The organism is Nonomuraea sp. NPDC049637 (assembly GCF_040675235.1).
Classification (GTDB): Bacteria; Actinomycetota; Actinomycetes; order Streptosporangiales; family Streptosporangiaceae; genus Nonomuraea.
Map to the genome: position 1 here is coordinate 267,520 of NZ_JBFAOM010000008.1, position 15,513 is coordinate 283,032.

Sequence of the window (15,513 nt, forward strand, 5' to 3'; positions counted from 1 at the left end):
GCCCGCCGTCTCGGCACCTACCAGCACCACTCGATCCAGAGCCGGCGGGCCCCGGACATCAGGCGCTGCGTGCTCTTGCGGCGGATGGTCATCTTCTTCATGGGCGCCTCCTGGGGAGTGATCCACTTCGAGATGCCCAGAGCATAAACCGGCTTGTCCGAAATGAGTAGACCATCCGGAATCAAACATGATCTGGCCTCAAAACCGGTGGATCGCGTAGCGGAGATCTTGTCGGTGGCGCGATCTATCGTCCCGGCCATGACTTCAGCGACGCAGGCGTACACGTACGCCGCGCCCTCCTCCCTCATCGACGGTCGCCTCGGGCTCGCGACCTCCGGCGGCCGTGCCCTGTCCGGCCCCGCCGTGGCCCCCCGCTTCTTCAGCGGCGTGGTGACCCAGGCCGCCCCCGCCGCGGCGGCCCTCCTCGGCGTCGCCGACGTGGCGCTGGCCCGCTACCACCAGCCGCAGGAGCGGCCCGGCTGGGTGCGCGACCCGGTGGTGACGTGCAACGGCGACCGCCTGCGCTTCGAGTCGTTCTCGGCCTGCGGCGGCGTGTACGCCCGGCTCGACCTGCTGCAGGGCGCGCTCGACGGCGAGGTCTTCGACCGGGGCACCACCAACGTCGACGTGAACGCCCCGCTGCGGGAGGCGCTGGCGCGCATCGGCGCACGCGACGCGCTGCACCTGGGAGTGGGCCTCGACGAGCTGGTGGTGACCACGACGGACGGCGCGGTGGTGGAGAAGAAGGTGCCGCTGCCCGAGCGCTGGCTGCGCGGCTTCGCCGAGGTGCAGGTCATCGCGTCGGGCATGGACCAGCGCGGCGAGCTGGCCGGCATGGCGGCGGTGCGCTTCGTGCGCGGGCTGCCCAGGAGGGGCACGGTGTGGGTGGCGCAGGCGGGGCGCGACCTGAAGGTCTCTGACCGCCCGGCTCCCGGGTCCGTCCAGCTCGCCGGCCCCAACCGGCTGGCCACCCTGCTGCCGCTGCTCCGCTTCGCCAAGGCCCTGCGGGTGTACGGCCCGTCCGACGCCGCCTCCAGCGCCTGGGAGCTGGAGCTGCCGGGCATGCGCTACACGCTCACCCTCTCCCCCGAGCGCTGGCGCGGCTTCTCCGGCGAGGGCGCGGTGCTCGACGACCTGGCCACCGACGCGGCCGAGAACGACGCCGACCTGGTCGGCATGCTGCTCAACTTCGAGCCCGAGGTCGAGATCGGCCTGCTGGCCGACCGCGCCGGCATCCCCGCCGACCGGGTGCGGGCCGCGCTGACGCAGCTCGGCGTCGCCGGCCGGGTCGGCTACGACCTGGCCGAGGCCGCCCACTTCCACCGCGAGCTGCCCTACGACAAGGACAACGTGACCGTGCTCAACCCGCGGCTGGCCAAGGCGCGCAGGCTCGTCGAGGCGGGCGCCGTGCGGCTCGACGGCGAGTCGGCCACCGTCCGCACCTCGGGCGGCACGCGTCAGGTCTCGCTGGCCGACGGCTCCTGCACCTGCGAGTGGTGGTGGGACCACCGCGGCTCCCGCGGCCCGTGCAAGCACGTGCTGGCCGCCCGGATCGTCGCCCGCGCCGCCGTGGAGGTCTCCCGATGACCACCTGGACGGAGATCCGCGACCTCGTCGTCCGCAACGAGTCCGGCCGCCTGGCCGACCGGCTGGTCACGCTCACCGAGCGGGAGCGCGCCGAGCTGGCCGGGCAGCTGCCCGGCCTGGTCAAGGAGCTGCGCCGGGTCCGCACCGAGCAGGTGCGCGCCGAGCACCCCCGACGACTTCGGGGAGATGGTCTCCTGGGAGGTCGAGAAGCTGTTCACCGGCATCGCCAGGGCGCTGCTGGTGGCCGGGGTCGGGCTCATCACCGGCCCGGCCGCCGCGGTGACGTGGATGACCGGCCGCGACGTCAACCGCCGCTGGGGGCCGGCCATCAGGGTCGACCAGGTGTGCCGGGTGGCGGCCGCCCGTCCGCCGGAATGGCGCCGGGACGTCGCGGTGCGGCTGGCCCGGCGGGTGCGCCGTCCCGCCGACCGCATCGCGCCGCTGGCCCTGGAGCTGCTGCGCCGGTCCGGCGCGGTGCCGCCCGACCACGACCCGCTGGTGGCCGCCTGGCTGTTCCTGCCGACCGTGCCCGACGACCCGCTGGCCCCCGTGCTGCTGCCCCGGATCTTCGACGCCGACGGCGCCGGCCGCGTCCTGCGGGAGGAGTCGCTGCAGCCCCGGCCCTCCCGCTGGCTGGCCGCCGTCGCCCGCAAGACACCCAGGGAGCAGGCCCTAGACGGTTGCGTGAGCCGGTTCCTGCGTGGCGGCGAGCAGCAGGACCTGCGGTTCTTCGTCCGGCTGCACACGCTGCTCGATCCCACGCCCGCGGAGTCGGCGGCCCGTCTGCGCGACTACCTGCGGTTGTTGCCGTCGGCGCCCGGCACGGTCGCCGAGTCGGCCGCCGCGCGGGTGCGCGCCGCGATGCCGCTCGACCACGCCGACCTGGTCGAGGCGGTCGACGCGCTCACCTTCCGGGCCGAGGCCAAGCTCGCCGCCACCGGGCTGCGCTGGCTCGACCAGGCGATCCGGGCCACGCCGGAGACCGCCGCCGACTTCGTCACCGCGCTGACCACGGCGTACGGGCACACGTCCTTCGACGTGCGCAACCGCGCGGTCGAGCTGACCCTCAAACACGCCGACCTGCTCACCGAGCACGCCGAGGCGATCCTCGACGCCGTCCGCGAGCTCCCCGCCGACCTGGGCGCGAAGCTGGCCGGGCGGTTCGGCGGGCAGACCCCGGTCGAGGAGCTGCTGGAGCCCAAGGAGTTCCCGCCGCTGCCCGAGCCCGCGCAGGCGCTGCCCTTCCCCGAGCCGTCGATTTTCCCGGACGGGCACGAGCCCTGGATCGACGAGGAGCGCTGGCTGGCGGCCTTCGTCACCGGCGTCGCCGACGACCGGGCTGAGCTGCGCCGCAGGCTCGCGCCCCACGTCGAGCAGGCCCACGTCGCGCAGGCCGGCGGCCACTGGCGGCTCAGGGACGTGTGCCTCGACCCCGGCGACTGGCGGACGGCGCTGGCCGCCGAGCTCGTCACCCCCGGCAGCGTGCCGGAGCTCCCGCCGATCCAGCCGGAGAGGTTCTGGGACCGCGCCGCCCACTCCGTGCGGGTGCGCGCCGTCACCCGCGGGCAGGAGCCCGACCAGGAGCCGTCGCCCAGGCGGATCACACTGGGCGCCCATCGGCCCGGCCGATTCCTCGACGACGACGCCCCGCTGCGCGTCTTCTCCATCACCTGGACCAGCGACGAAGGTCCCGCCAAGGCGGTGGCCCGCGAGGGCGACCGGGAGATCCCCTTCGCCGGAGGCCGGATCAGGCTGAACGAACCCGATGAGCGTCCGGTGCGGAAGAGGCCCGGCGTCCGGTACGACGACTCCGTGGAGGTCATGCCGTACCACCTCCTCGACCGCGCCTACGACGAGATGGCCGTGCTCGGCGTGGATCCCGTCCGGATCGCGGCGATGCGGCTGGGGGAACCGGTGCCCCCGCCGGGCCCGGACGAGCCGCTCGCGCAGGTGACCGTCGTGTTCGTGCCGCCGCGGCGGCGTTCGTACCTGCCGCAGGCGCTGTCCGAGCAGGACGAGTGGCGGCGGCGCAACCGCCTGCCCCGCCTCGGCCGGGTCGCCCCGCTCCACGACTTCCTGCTGCACCGCTACGCGGAGCTGGCCGCGGCCCTGCGCGCCGGCGCCCTCCCGCCGGTGCTGCTGGCCACCCCGACCTGGACGAGCGGCCACCTCGACCCCGACGTGCTGGTCGGCCGGCTGGAGACGTGCGCCGCCGCCGGGGTGGAGCCGCTCCCCGCCGACCTGGCGCAGGCGCTGCTGCGGCTGCCGCGGGGCCGCCATCCGGCGGCGGCCGAGCGGGCCGCCAAGGTCGAGTCGGAGGCGGCGCGGTCGGCCGCCCGCTGGCTCGCCGGTGACGGCATGGCCGACCCCGAGTGCGGCCACGTGTGGCGGCACATGGTCGGCGCGTCCATGGTCGAGTTCGGCGACGGCGAGCCGGAGCACTTCACCGAGGTCAGGCTGCGGCCCGTGCTGCGGGTGACGGCCCCGACCGGCCTTCGGCTGATCGACGAGGTGGTGCTGCGCGAGCCGGTCGAGCGGGCGGGCGGCGAGTCCGGCCACACGCTGGGGGCGTGGCCCGCCGTCCTGCCCTCGCACCGCGAGGTGGTGGCCGTCAACTTCCTGCCCTACCTGCTGCACGGCCACCACTGGGGCGCCTGGACCGCTCCGGCCGAGATCACCCGCCTGGAGCTCGCCCAGGGTCCGATGGGCGAGTCCACGGCGCTGATCCTCGCCTTCCTCCTGGCCGGCGGCGTGCCCGGCATGATCCCGCTGGCCCTGCGCCTGGCCGCCAGGGGCGAGCTGCCCGCCGAGGAGATCGGCCGCCGGCTCGCGCTGGTGCTGCGCCGCACCTGGCAGGAGACCACCCCCGCCATCGCCGCCCTGACCCGGCTGGCCGAGGCCGGCGGCCACCACGAGGTGTGGCGCGTCATGCGGGCCCTGCTGCCCGTGATGTTGCCCGGCGAGGGGCGGCGGGTCACCGTGAGCCACACCCGGCTCGTCGCCTTCGCCACCGACGTGGCCCTCTGGACCGGCGCGCGCGGGGAGATCCCGGTCGTCGCCGAGTTCGCGGGCAGCCGCCGGACGACTCGCTTCGCCCACGCCTGCCGCCGCCTCCACGCCCAGCTGACCGGAGCCACGTCATGAACGCCGACGACGTCCGCGCCGAGATCAGGCGCCTCGTGCTCGCCTGTGACGCCGAACGGCTGGCGGCGCGGTTGCCGGACCTCACCGGCGCCGAGCGGGCCGCCGTCGCCGCCGAGCTGCCGGGCCTGCTCGCCGAGCTGCGCCCGCGGCTGCTCGCCGCCCGCTGGGACGCCTTCGACCAGCTCACCGGTCCCGCCGAGGCGCTGATGATGGTGGGCGCGGCGACCGTTCCCGGCCCGGCCGGCGCGGCCACCTGGCTGATGAAGCGCGACCTCGATCCGGGAACGTCCGGCGTGCCGAGCCCGCACCGGCTGGTCAGAGCGGTCTCCGGCCGGCCGGCGGCCTGGCGGGCCGAGCTGGCGGCCCGGCTCGCGCGCCGCGTCCGCCGTCCCGACGACCGGGCCGTGCCGCTGGCCCTGGCGCTGCTGCGCGACGGCCCGGTCCCCCCGCCCGACCACGAGCCGCTGGTGGCGGCCTGGTTGTCGGCGGCGGTCGTGGCCGACGACCCGCTGACGCCCCACCTGCTTCCGCGGATCTTCGAGGCGGCCGGCGCGGGCCGGGCGCTGGCCGACGAGAAGCTCACCCCCGAGCCGTCCCACTGGCTGGCCCTGGCCGGCCGCGCGCTGCCGCGCGAGCAGGTCATCGCGGGCTGCGTGCGCCGTTTCCTGCTCGGTGGCGACACGCGTGACCTGCGGTTCTTCGTCCGGCTGCACACGCTCGTGGCGCCCACGCCGGCGGAGTCGGCCGGACGGCTGCGCGACTACCTGCGGCTGCTGGCCACCGCGCCGGGCCCGGTGGCCGAGCTGGCCTGGCGGCAGGTGCGCGGGGCCCGGCTCGACCCGGCGGACGTCGCCGAGGCCGTCGAGTCGATGACCTTCCGCCCGGAGGCCGGGCTCGCGGTGAAGGGCCTGACCTGGCTCGACCGCGCCCTCGGCCCCCACCCGGAACGGGTCAACGACCACGTCACTGCGCTGAGCAACGCGTACGGGCACGCCTCCCACGAGGTGCGCGACCGCGCGGTAGCCCTCACCCTCAAGTACGCCGGTCACCTCACCGACCCCGCAGCGCTCCTGGAGGGGGCCGAGCTGCTGCCCCCGGCCTCGGCCCGGCGGCTGCACGAGCGCTTCGGCGCGGGCCGGACCGGCGACTTCACCCCTGGCCTGCTGCCCGAGGCCACCGTGCCCGGCCCGTTCCCGGTCTGCGGCCCGGAGGCCGGTCCGCCGGCGGAGGTGGACTGGGTCGCCGTCGAGGCGTGGCTGGCGGCGGTCGTCCGGGAGGCCCACGCGAACCCCGGTTCCCTGCGGGAGACGCTGGCCCGGCGGTTCGGCGAGGAGCTGCGGCCGGTGCTCTACGACATGCCGGTGTGGGAGTCGCCGCGCGACTGGTGCACCGCGCTGGCCAGGGAGCTGGTCAACCCGGGCGAGGATCCGGGGCCGCCCGGCTCGCGTCCGCCGCGGGAGTGGACGCCGTACCGGAGCACGCCCGGCGACGTCGGGCAGGCCCTGTACGACGGCATGGTGAACCTCGCGGCCACGGCCTTCCGCCTGCTCCCCGGCCTGCGCACGATGCTCCCGCTGCACGATCTGCCCGACGACGTGCAGGAGACGCTGCTGCGGACGGACGACGTCGAGACCGATCTCTACGACCCCGGCGCCCGGCCGGCGCCCGCCGAGTGGGACCGGCTCCCCCGCCCGGAGGTATGCGCCGGCCCCCACGCCTTCCTGCTGTCCCGCCTCGACGAGCTGCTGCGCGCCGCGAAGGCCGGAGCCCTGCCCCCGGTCCTGCTGGCCACGCCCACCCGCGCCGACGGCCACCTCGACCCCGAGGCGCTGCTCACCCGCCTGGCCGGGTGCGCGCGCTCCGGCCGCGAACCGCTGCCGTTCGACCTGGCCCAGGCCCTGCTGCGGCTGCCGCCCGAGCCTGCCCCCGAGCTGGCCGGACGGGCGCAGGGCATCGGCTCGCAGGCCGCCGCCGCGGTGGCCCGCCGGCTCGGGCGCGGCGCGCCGCCGCCCCCGCGGGTCGAGGTGACCTGGAGCCCCGAGCTCGGCTCGGCGTCCCACGAGCAGGTCCTCGACCGGCGCGGGGTCGCCGCCGTGAGCTGGCCGCCTGCCCAGCCCACCGGCCTCGCCCGCGTCGACGCCCTGCTGGCCGCGCCCTCCGGGAGGGGCCACTTCCGGCGCGGTTCACGTGACTTCTGGCCGCGCATGACGCCGCACCACCGGGAGCTCGCGGCGGCCCATCTGGCGCTCTGCCTGCTCGACTACGCGGTCCCGCCCGGCGTCGACGACCTGCGCGGCCTGGCGCTGGCCGGAGGCGAGTCCGGCCCGGCCACGGCCCTGGTCCTGGCCTTCCTGCTCACCGCGGAGGGCGACGACGCGGTGCCCCCGCTGCTCGAACTGGCGGCCAAGGGCGCGCTGCCCGCCGCCGAGACGGGTCGTGCGCTGGGCATGCTGAGCCGCCGCGGCGGCGTGCGGGCCGACCTCGCCCTGCCGTCACTGGAACTGGCCGCCCGGCAGGGCGCGCACGCCGAGGCGTGGACGATCCTGCGCCACTTCCTGGCCGTCTTCCTCCCGCGCGGGGGCGAGCGTGCCCGGCGTGCGCACACCGACGCCGTCGTGCTGGCCACGGACGTCGCCATGTGGGCCGGCGCGCGCGGCGCGATCCCGGAGGTGGCCGCCCACGCGGACAGACGCGGCTCGACCTCGCTCACCCGGGCCTGCCGGGGCCTGCACCAGGCGCTGACCCGGGAGCCCTGAGCCGGCCCTGCGCCGATCCCGCCGCCCGAGCCGAACCGGCGGCGGGATCAGCCCCGGACAGGCCGAAGCGGCGCCGGGGTCGGCCCGGCGCCGCTTCGGTGGTCCCGCCTGCTCAGCCGGCCACCAGCTCGTAGCCCGCCTCTTCGACGACGTCCCTGATCTTCGCGTCGTCGAGGGCGTCGGTGGAGGTGACGGTCACCTGCCCCGTGGCCAGCTCGACGTCGACCGAGGAGACCCCGGCGACCTTGCCGATCTCGGTCTTGACGGTGCCCGCGCAGCCGCCGCAGGTCATTCCGGACACCGTGTAGGTCTTCGTGCTCATCGCCTCGCTCCTCTCGTGATACCCCGGCCGGGTATGTCGGAAGAGAACGTACGCCCGATCTTCGGGAAAGGCAAGCCATACGGCGGAGGGGTATGTGAGACGCGCGTCACATTGCCTCTGCTATACCCCCTACCGGTATCGTTGCCCTGCATGAGGACTCTTGACAAGATCGTTGTGGTCGGCGCCTCGCTGGCGGGGCTGCGGGCCGTCCAGACCCTGCGCCGGGAGGGCTTCGACGGCGAGCTCACGCTGGTCGGCGCCGAGGCGCACGCGCCGTACAACCGGCCGCCGCTGTCCAAGAGCGTCCTGCGCGGCGACGAGGACGTCACGCTCCCCGGCGCGGAGGAGCTCGGCGACGACTGGCTGCGCGGCAGGCAGGCGGTACGCCTGGACGCCAGGAGCCGCACGGTCGTCCTCGACGACGGCGCCGAGCTCGGCTACGACGGCCTGGTCGTCGCGAGCGGCGCCCGTCCCAGGCGGCTCGACGGCGTGCACACCCTGCGCACCCTTGAGGACGCCCTGGCCCTGCGCGCCGAGCTGGACTCCGGCCACGAGCACGTGCTGGTCATCGGCGGCGGGTTCATCGGCGGCGAGGTGGCGACCACGGCCAGGCAGCTCGGCCGCAAGGTCACCCTGGTCGACTCCGGCCCGCACCCCATGCACGCGGGCCTCGGCGCGGCGGCGGCGCGCTGGCTGGCCGGGCACCACGAGCGCAACGGCGTCGAACTCGTCACCGGTGTCCGCGTCACCGAGGTGACCGGCGGGCAGGTGCGGCTCGGCGACGGCCGCGTCCTGTCCGCCGGCCTGGTCGTGGGCGGCATGGGCGTGACGCCCAACACCGAATGGCTGGCGGGCAGCGGCCTGGCCGTGGACGACGGCGTGCTGTGCGAGCCGACGCTGTACGCCACCGGCTCGGTGAACGTCGTCGCGGCGGGCGACGTGGCCCGCTGGCCCCACCGCCTGTACGGCGACGCCCTGATCCGCGTCGAGCACTGGTCCAACGCCAACGAGCAGGGCGCGGTGGCCGCCCGCAACCTGCTGGCCGGGCCCGACGAGGCGCAGCCGTTCGCGGACGTGCCCAACTTCGCCACCCACGTGCACGGCGCCCGCATCCAGACGGCCGGGCTGCCCCACCTGGCCGACGAGGCGCGCGTCGTCGCCGGCCACCCGGACGAGGACCGCTTCGCCGTGGCGTTCGCCCGCGACGGCGTGCTGGTCGGCGCGGTCGCCGTCAACGCGCCGAAGGACCTGATCAGGCTCAAGCGGTCCATCGCCGCGGGCGAGGCGCTCTGACTACGACCGCGGGTAGCATGACCGGCATGATGCGTGGCCTTGGCGAGCTCGAATCCACGATCATGGACTGGATGTGGGCCAGGCGGCGTCCCGCCTCGGTCCGCGACGTCTTCGAAGACCTCAAGCAGCGGCGGACCATCGCCTACACCACGGTGATGACCGTGATGGACAAGCTGCACACCAAGGGCATGCTCCGGCGGGCGGCCGTCGGCCGCGCCTACGTCTACGAACCGGTCGCCTCCAAGGAGGCCTACACCGCCGACCTGATGCGCCGCGCGCTCGCGGGCAGCGGCAACCAGGCCGCCACCCTCGTGCATTTCCTGGAACGGCTCACCCCCGAGGAGGCCGCGGCGCTGGAGGCGGCCCTTCAGGTCTACCCGCACCGGGGCCGTCCCGCATGATCGCCGCCGTCGTGCTGGCCTGTTACACCGTGGTGGCGGCCGTCTGGCTGCCCGTGCCGGGGCAGCGGGCCGCGAAGTGGGCCGACCGGGCGCCGCGGCTGGCGATCGCGCTGTGGCAGGCGGGGGCGGCGTCCGTGGTCGCCTCGGCGGTGCTCGCCGCGCTGGCCTTCGCCGTGCCGGCCGAGATCGTGGGCCACGGGCTGGCGGGGTTGTTCGAGGCGTGCGCCGACATGCTGGGCGACGGCTCCAGCGTGTCGCGGGTGGGGTTCGCGGCCATGCTCGCGGCCGGCGCGGTGCTCGCCAGGGTGCTCTGGTGCGGCGGGACGGTGCTGGTGCGGGCCGCCGTGGAGCGTCGCCGGCACGCCGCCATGTTGCGGCTGCTCGGGCGGCGCGACGCCGATCTGGGCGTGGTGGTGATCGACTACGACGAACGGCTGGCGTACTGCGTGCCGGGCCGGCGGGCGCAGACCGTCATCACCACGAGCGCGTTGCGGGCCCTGACGCCGGAGCAGATCGCCGCCGTGCTGGAGCACGAGCGGGCGCACCTGCGTGGCCGTCATCATCTGGTGCTGGCGGGGGCCGAGGCCCTGGTGCGGGCGTTTCCCGGGGTGCCGCTGTTCGAGCGGGCCAGGACCGAGATCGCCCGGCTGGTCGAGCTGCTCGCCGACGACGTCGCGGCCCGCCGTCACCCGCGCGCCCAGATCGCCGCGGCGCTGGTGAGCCTGGCCACCGGGCGCGCGCCGGCGTTCACGCTCGGGGCGGGCGGGGAGACGGCGCTCAGCCGCGTACGCCGGCTGCTCGGCCCCGAGCAGCCGCTCGGCCGCCGCGAACGGCTGACCGGGCTGCTGGCGGTCAGCGCGCTGCTGGGCGGGCCCGCGGCGGTGGCGCTGGCGCCGGGGGTCGGCTCGTTCCTGGCCCACCACTGCCACTCGCTGCTGTCGCTCTGACCTACTACTGTCGCTAGTATCTAGCTGGCCGGACGGCCTCAGGGGACGCCCCAGCACGTCCAGTGCCGCACGGCCGCCGCGACCAGTTCGCCGTGTCCCCGCCTGTTCATGCCCGCCCGGACGGGGCGGCGGCCGGGCTGTTCCCGAGGTGGACGGACGGCATGGGGGCACGCCTTTGTCTACTATACGTCGTAGTAGCCTGGTCCGCTCGCGGGAAGCCGGTCCTCGGACCCTCTCTTCGCCCACGTGCCACCGACAAGAGGCTCACCTCCCTCTTTACCGGCATACCCCATACCCCTAAAATCGGTCACCCCTCCTAGGAGTATCACCATGGACCATAGTGGACATCACCCTCCCTCCTCCTCGCCGGAACACCATCACGCCGCTCCGCCCGCCGCCACGTGGGCCATGGCCGCGCAGGCGACCCTGCACTGCCTGACCGGGTGCGCGATCGGCGAAGTGCTCGGCATGGTGATCGGCACCGCGCTCGGCCTGTCCAACCTCGCCACCGTGATCATCTCGGTGGCGCTGGCCTTCGTGTTCGGCTACGCGCTGACCATGCGCGGCGTCCTGCGCGCCGGGGTGGACGTCAAGGCGGCGCTGAAGGTGGCGCTGGCCGCCGACACCATCTCGATCGCGGTGATGGAGGTGCTGGACAACACCGTGATGGTGACCGTGCCGGGCGCCATGGACGCCGGGCTGGGCAACTGGCTGTTCTGGGTGGCGCTTGCCGGGTCGCTACTGGTGGCGTTCCTGCTGACGACGCCGGTGAACAAGTGGCTCATCTCCCGCGGCAAGGGCCACGCCGTGATCCACCAGTACCACCAGGGCCACGGCGGCCACCAGGGCAGCGACGACCACCAGAGACACGAGGGCCATCACGGCCATCACGGCCATCACGGCCATCACGGCCACTGACCGGACGCCGCCCCAGGCACGACATGAGCCGACCCGCCCGCCTTCCGTGATCGCCCACGAATCCCGGACGCGAGGCGGGCCCGCTCGCAGCCCCCGTCCCGCCCTCATGAGCGGGCCTCTCCGACCACCGCACATCCCGGCTCCCGACGCCGACCCCTGAGCGCCCGACGCCTCCGACACGACACCCGGCGCACCTCCACGAGCGGCATGACCCTGACGCCATCGCGGGCCTGCCCCCGAGCCAGGAGGGCACGTCCACCCCGGCATGCCCCCGACTCACCGCCATGAGCAGGCACGTCCTGGCGCCACCATGAGCCGCCCAACGTGCGGCCCGTGCCTCCGGCGGCCCGGCCCGCAAGGCCCGCACACCCCGCGCCGCCGACGCGCACCGCATACCCCTCCCCCGCACAGCTCGCGCGATACCCCCACCCCCCATGCCGCGCCCTATCCCGCACCTCCGCCCCCGCAGCTCCCGCACACCCCGCCACCCGGACAAGTGCGGCACATCGCAACCCCGTGCACGCGTCAAATGCGCGCCCTTGCCCCCGTGACGCCTCCCGGACGCCTTGAGGCAGAGGCCGCTCGAGCTGCGGAAACGCTGCCGCCGGCCAGGCGTCGTGCCGCCTCGGCGACGTACGCGGGCTCGCCGTCCCGGTGCACTGCCGGGGTGATCTCCGGCGCGGGCTTGACAGATACCCCCCCGGTGTATGTATGTTCATCGCCAGATACCCCCTACCAGTATTTCAGAGGAACCCAAAAGACCCGCCCGCATCCCCCACCGGGGTACGGCGTAGTGCTGGAGAATGCTCATGTCCGCACCATCCCCCCGGCGATGGACCGCCCTGGCCCTGATCGCCACGGCCCAGTTCATCGTCATCATGGACACGTCGATCATCGGCGTGGCCCTCCCCCGCATCCAGGAAGACCTCGGCTTCTCGCAGGAGAACCTGTCGTGGGTCTTCAACGCCTACGTCGTCGCCTTCGGCGGGCTCCTGCTGCTCGGCGGCCGGCTCTCGGACCTGTTCGGCGCACGCAAGCTGTTCGGCGCCGGCTGGCTCATCCTGCTGGCCGGCTCGCTCGTCGCCGGCATCGCCCCCGAGGTGTGGGTCGAGCTCACCGGACGTGCCGTCCAGGGCGTCGGCGCGGCCCTGATCGCTCCGTCCGCGCTGACCCTGCTGATGATGCTGTTCGGCCACGACCCCAAGGAGCTCACCAAGGCCCTCGCCCTGTACGGCGCGGCCGCCCCGGCGGGCGGCACCGCGGGCGTGTTCCTCGGCGGCGTCATCACCGAGTACCTGAGCTGGCCCTGGGTCTTCTACATCAACATCCCGATCGCGCTCGTCGCGCTCTTCGCCACCCGTCCGCTGATGCCCGCCGGTCAGTCCCAGCGCGGCTCCATCGACATCCTCGGCGCGCTGACCGTCACCGCCGGGCTGGGCGCGGCCGTCTACGCCATCGTCCGGGCGCCCGAGGTCGGCTGGGGCTCCGCCCAGACCTGGGGCGTGCTGGCCGCCGCGATCGCGCTGCTCGTCGCCTTCCTCGCGATCCAGGCCCGCCGCCGCGAGCCGCTGATGAGGCTGTCGATCTTCCGTACGCCGAACCTGGCCGCCGCCAACCTGACCCAGCTCCTGCTCGGCGGCGCCTGGATCCCGATGTGGTTCTTCCTGAACCTGTACCTGCAGCAGGTCCTCGGCTACAGCGCCTTCCCCAGCGGCGCGGCCCTGGTGCCGATGACCGTCCTCATCATGCTCGGCATGATCGTCCTGGCGCCGCGCGCCATCAACCGGTTCGGCCCCAAGGCCGTCACGGTGGCGGGCCTGGTCCTGCTCGCCGTCGGGATGGGCTGGCTGTCGCTGATCAGCCCCGAGGGCAGCTTCGCGGTCGACGTCCTGCCCGCCAGCCTGGTGGCCGCGCTCGGCATGTCGCTGGCCTTCATCCCCTCGCTCGGCACCGCCATCTCCTCGGCCCGTCCCGAGGAGGGCGGCCTGGCCTCCGGCATCGTCAACACCAGCTACCAGGTCGGCTCGGCCCTCGGGCTGGCCGCCATGACGGCCGTCGCCGCCGCCAACGGCGCCGCCCAGCTCGGGAACCTGCCCGCGCTGACCGACGGCTTCTCCTCGGCCTTCGTGGGAGCCGCCGGGATCGCGGTCGCCGGCGCCCTGATCGCCGCGCTGACGCTCCGCTCGCGGGGCGCCGCACCCGCCGAGGCCGCCGACACCGCCGAGACCACCGCCGCCACCCGCGGCTGACCTCGACGCTCACAGCTCCGAAGGAGATCCCCATGTCCATCCTCATCGCCTACGACGGTTCACCCGACGCCCGCCACGCCGTCGAGGAGGCCGCCCGGCTGTTCCCCGGCGCGTCCGCGGTGGTGCTGTACGCCCGTCAGCCCCTGGAGAGCCTGGCCGCCCACCTCGAAGGGCATCCCGCCCTGGAGGCCCTGCGGGACATCGACGCCAGGACCATGGACGCCTCGGAACGGCTGGCCGCCGAGGGCGCCGACCTGGCCCGCTCGCTCGGGCTGCGGGCCGAGCCGCGGGTCGCCTCGGTCCCGGAGGAGGTCGTCGCCGCCGCCATCGTCGACGCCGCCGAGGAGGCCGACGCCTCGCTGATCGTCCTGGGCTCGCGCGGGCGGCAGGGGTTGCGGGCGCTGCTGTCGGGCAGCACGTCCACCCACGTCATGCACGCCACCGCGCGTCCCACGCTGATCGTCCCGTCCAAGCCGCTGGCCGACGCCCGTCGCGCCGCCGAGCACCGCGCGGCCCGCTGAGGTCGTCGGGAAACGCCCGGCTCCTATCGGAGCCGGGCGTTTCGGCGTTCCGGTGAACGCGCCGGACGTGGCGTGCGTATCCCCACACGAGCCGGAACGACGGCCTGTTACGCGGGATAGTACCGGCGAAATGCCAACAAGCAGGGCGTATTTCGGTACTATTCCGGCTCAGGCGTGGAGGCGTACGAGGAGGCATCGTAGTGGTCGTGGCGACGAGGCTGGGGCGAGCGGCAGTGGCCGTGACACTTGCGGCGGTCGCGGCGGTCTCCATCCCAGGCGTCGCCTCGGCCGATCCGTCGCCCGCCAAGGCCAGGGCCAGGCTGGTGAAGCTGAACGAGCGGGCCGACGAGGTGGTCGAGCAGTACAACCAGGCGACCGAGGCGCACAAGAAGGCCAAGCAGAAGTACGACGCGCTCAACGCCGAGGTCGCGCGCAAGAACGCCCAGGCGGACGGGTTACGCAAAGACCTCGTCTCGGCGGTGGTCAGCGACTACCAGTCGGGCCCGCTCACGACCTGGGGCCGCTTCGTCGCCGACGGCACCCCCGACGAGGTGCTGAGCGGCATGGCCGCCCTGGAGCAGATCTCCCGGGCCAGGGCGGCGAAACTGGCGGCGTTCCAGGCGACGACCAAGGACCTGCGCGCCCGGCGCGACGAGGCCCGGGCCGTCCTGGCCGAGGCCGACGCGGCGCGCGACAAGGTGCGGGCGGAGAAGGCGAAGGTCGACACGCTGGTCAAGGCGCAGACGAAGCTGCTGCGCAGGCTGGGCGCCTTCCGCGCGGGCGATCCCAACAGCGCCGGCATCAGGTACACCGGCTCGGCCTCGGGAAACGCCCGCCAGGCGTTGCAGTTCGCCTTCGCCCAGGTCGGCAAGCCCTACCAGTACGGCGCCGAGGGCCCGAACTCCTACGACTGCTCCGGCCTCACCCAGGCCGCCTGGCGCACCGCGGGCGTCGAGCTGCCCCGCACCACCTGGACGCAATGGGCCTGGGGCGCGAGCAGACGCGTCTCGCTCGACGCGTTGCAGCCCGGCGACCTGCTCTTCAGCAAGGGACTCGGCCACATGGGCATGTACGCCGGCAACGGGAAGATGGTCCACGCGCCCCAGACCGGCGACGTCGTCAAGGTGGTCGACCTCGACGACTACTGGCGCACCCGGCTGCTCGGCGCCGTCCGCCCCTGACCGGCGACGGCTGTGCACGGGCCGGGGACGCGAAAGGGGCTCCGGGCGTCGCGCCCGGAGCCCTCTTCACTGGAGGCCGTCGTTCACTTGAAGCGGCGCAGCCGCAGGCTGTTGCTGACCACGAACACGCTGGAGAAGGCCATCGCGGCCCCCGCGATCATCGGGTTGAGCAGGCCGAGCGCGGCCAGCGGCAG

Annotated in this window: 12 protein-coding genes; 10 read left to right on the forward strand and 2 right to left on the reverse strand. The window is 74.6% G+C overall.

What is annotated here, in order from left to right; translation table 11 throughout:
- Positions 1 to 17: 17 nt before the first annotated feature.
- Positions 18 to 284: a hypothetical protein gene (locus tag AB0J71_RS14615; RefSeq protein ID WP_364414459.1), complete on the reverse strand. Its 267-nt coding sequence runs from the start codon at positions 282 to 284 to the stop codon at positions 18 to 20.
- Between AB0J71_RS14615 and AB0J71_RS14620 the strand changes: the two genes are divergently transcribed.
- From AB0J71_RS14620 to AB0J71_RS14630, 3 genes are all read left to right on the forward strand, one after another.
- The gene (locus AB0J71_RS14620; protein ID WP_352322819.1) at positions 259 to 1,587 is read left to right on the forward strand and encodes an SWIM zinc finger family protein; all 1,329 of its coding nucleotides are present in this window, start codon (positions 259 to 261) and stop codon (positions 1,585 to 1,587) included. The genes AB0J71_RS14615 and AB0J71_RS14620 overlap by 26 nt on opposite strands.
- Before the next feature lie 186 nt (positions 1,588 to 1,773).
- A complete protein-coding gene (locus tag AB0J71_RS14625) occupies positions 1,774 to 4,731 on the forward strand; it encodes a hypothetical protein (RefSeq protein ID WP_364414461.1) in 2,958 nt (985 codons plus the stop codon).
- Positions 4,728 to 7,487, forward strand: coding sequence for a hypothetical protein (locus tag AB0J71_RS14630; RefSeq protein WP_364414463.1), 2,760 nt, complete (start codon positions 4,728 to 4,730; stop codon positions 7,485 to 7,487). The genes AB0J71_RS14625 and AB0J71_RS14630 overlap by 4 nt, the downstream gene beginning before the upstream one ends.
- Positions 7,488 to 7,599: 112 nt before the next feature.
- Here AB0J71_RS14630 and AB0J71_RS14635 read toward each other — a convergent pair whose 3' ends face one another.
- Positions 7,600 to 7,809, reverse strand: coding sequence for a heavy-metal-associated domain-containing protein (locus AB0J71_RS14635; protein ID WP_352329364.1), 210 nt, complete (start codon positions 7,807 to 7,809; stop codon positions 7,600 to 7,602).
- A 150-nt stretch (positions 7,810 to 7,959) separates the two neighbouring features.
- Between AB0J71_RS14635 and AB0J71_RS14640 the strand changes: the two genes are divergently transcribed.
- The 7 genes from AB0J71_RS14640 to AB0J71_RS14670 all read left to right on the forward strand — a co-directional run bounded on the left by AB0J71_RS14640 (position 7,960) and on the right by AB0J71_RS14670 (position 15,319).
- Complete coding sequence (locus AB0J71_RS14640) at positions 7,960 to 9,102, forward strand: FAD-dependent oxidoreductase (RefSeq protein ID WP_364414465.1); 1,143 nt, start codon at positions 7,960 to 7,962, stop codon at positions 9,100 to 9,102.
- Positions 9,103 to 9,128: 26 nt separating this feature from the next.
- A complete protein-coding gene (locus AB0J71_RS14645; protein ID WP_364414467.1) occupies positions 9,129 to 9,503 on the forward strand; it encodes a BlaI/MecI/CopY family transcriptional regulator in 375 nt (124 codons plus the stop codon).
- Entirely contained in the window at positions 9,500 to 10,450 is a 951-nt protein-coding gene (locus AB0J71_RS14650; protein WP_364414469.1) for a M56 family metallopeptidase, read from the forward strand. The genes AB0J71_RS14645 and AB0J71_RS14650 overlap by 4 nt, the downstream gene beginning before the upstream one ends.
- 330 nt (positions 10,451 to 10,780) lie before the next feature.
- Positions 10,781 to 11,368, forward strand: a complete 588-nt coding sequence (locus AB0J71_RS14655) for a DUF4396 domain-containing protein (RefSeq protein WP_364414471.1) — start codon at positions 10,781 to 10,783, stop codon at positions 11,366 to 11,368.
- A gap of 809 nt (positions 11,369 to 12,177) precedes the next feature.
- Positions 12,178 to 13,617: an MFS transporter gene (locus AB0J71_RS14660; RefSeq protein ID WP_364414473.1), complete on the forward strand. Its 1,440-nt coding sequence runs from the start codon at positions 12,178 to 12,180 to the stop codon at positions 13,615 to 13,617.
- A 32-nt stretch (positions 13,618 to 13,649) separates the two neighbouring features.
- Complete coding sequence (locus AB0J71_RS14665; RefSeq protein WP_364414475.1) at positions 13,650 to 14,138, forward strand: universal stress protein; 489 nt, start codon at positions 13,650 to 13,652, stop codon at positions 14,136 to 14,138.
- Between the two features lie 233 nt (positions 14,139 to 14,371).
- Positions 14,372 to 15,319, forward strand: coding sequence for an NlpC/P60 family protein (locus AB0J71_RS14670; RefSeq protein WP_352331469.1), 948 nt, complete (start codon positions 14,372 to 14,374; stop codon positions 15,317 to 15,319).
- Positions 15,320 to 15,513: the final 194 nt, after the last annotated feature.

Excerpts from the sequence above, each read along its gene's own strand:
- AB0J71_RS14620 (WP_352322819.1), top strand. The coding sequence starts at position 259 with ATGACTTCAGCGACGCAGGCGTACACGTACGCCGCGCCCTCCTCCCTC.
- AB0J71_RS14625 (WP_364414461.1), top strand. The coding sequence starts at position 1,774 with ATGGTCTCCTGGGAGGTCGAGAAGCTGTTCACCGGCATCGCCAGGGCG.
- AB0J71_RS14630 (WP_364414463.1), top strand. The coding sequence starts at position 4,728 with ATGAACGCCGACGACGTCCGCGCCGAGATCAGGCGCCTCGTGCTCGCC.
- AB0J71_RS14635 (WP_352329364.1), bottom strand. The coding sequence starts at position 7,809 with ATGAGCACGAAGACCTACACGGTGTCCGGAATGACCTGCGGCGGCTGC.
- AB0J71_RS14640 (WP_364414465.1), top strand. The coding sequence starts at position 7,960 with ATGAGGACTCTTGACAAGATCGTTGTGGTCGGCGCCTCGCTGGCGGGG.
- AB0J71_RS14645 (WP_364414467.1), top strand. The coding sequence starts at position 9,129 with ATGATGCGTGGCCTTGGCGAGCTCGAATCCACGATCATGGACTGGATG.
- AB0J71_RS14650 (WP_364414469.1), top strand. The coding sequence starts at position 9,500 with ATGATCGCCGCCGTCGTGCTGGCCTGTTACACCGTGGTGGCGGCCGTC.
- AB0J71_RS14655 (WP_364414471.1), top strand. The coding sequence starts at position 10,781 with ATGGACCATAGTGGACATCACCCTCCCTCCTCCTCGCCGGAACACCAT.
- AB0J71_RS14660 (WP_364414473.1), top strand. The coding sequence starts at position 12,178 with ATGTCCGCACCATCCCCCCGGCGATGGACCGCCCTGGCCCTGATCGCC.
- AB0J71_RS14665 (WP_364414475.1), top strand. The coding sequence starts at position 13,650 with ATGTCCATCCTCATCGCCTACGACGGTTCACCCGACGCCCGCCACGCC.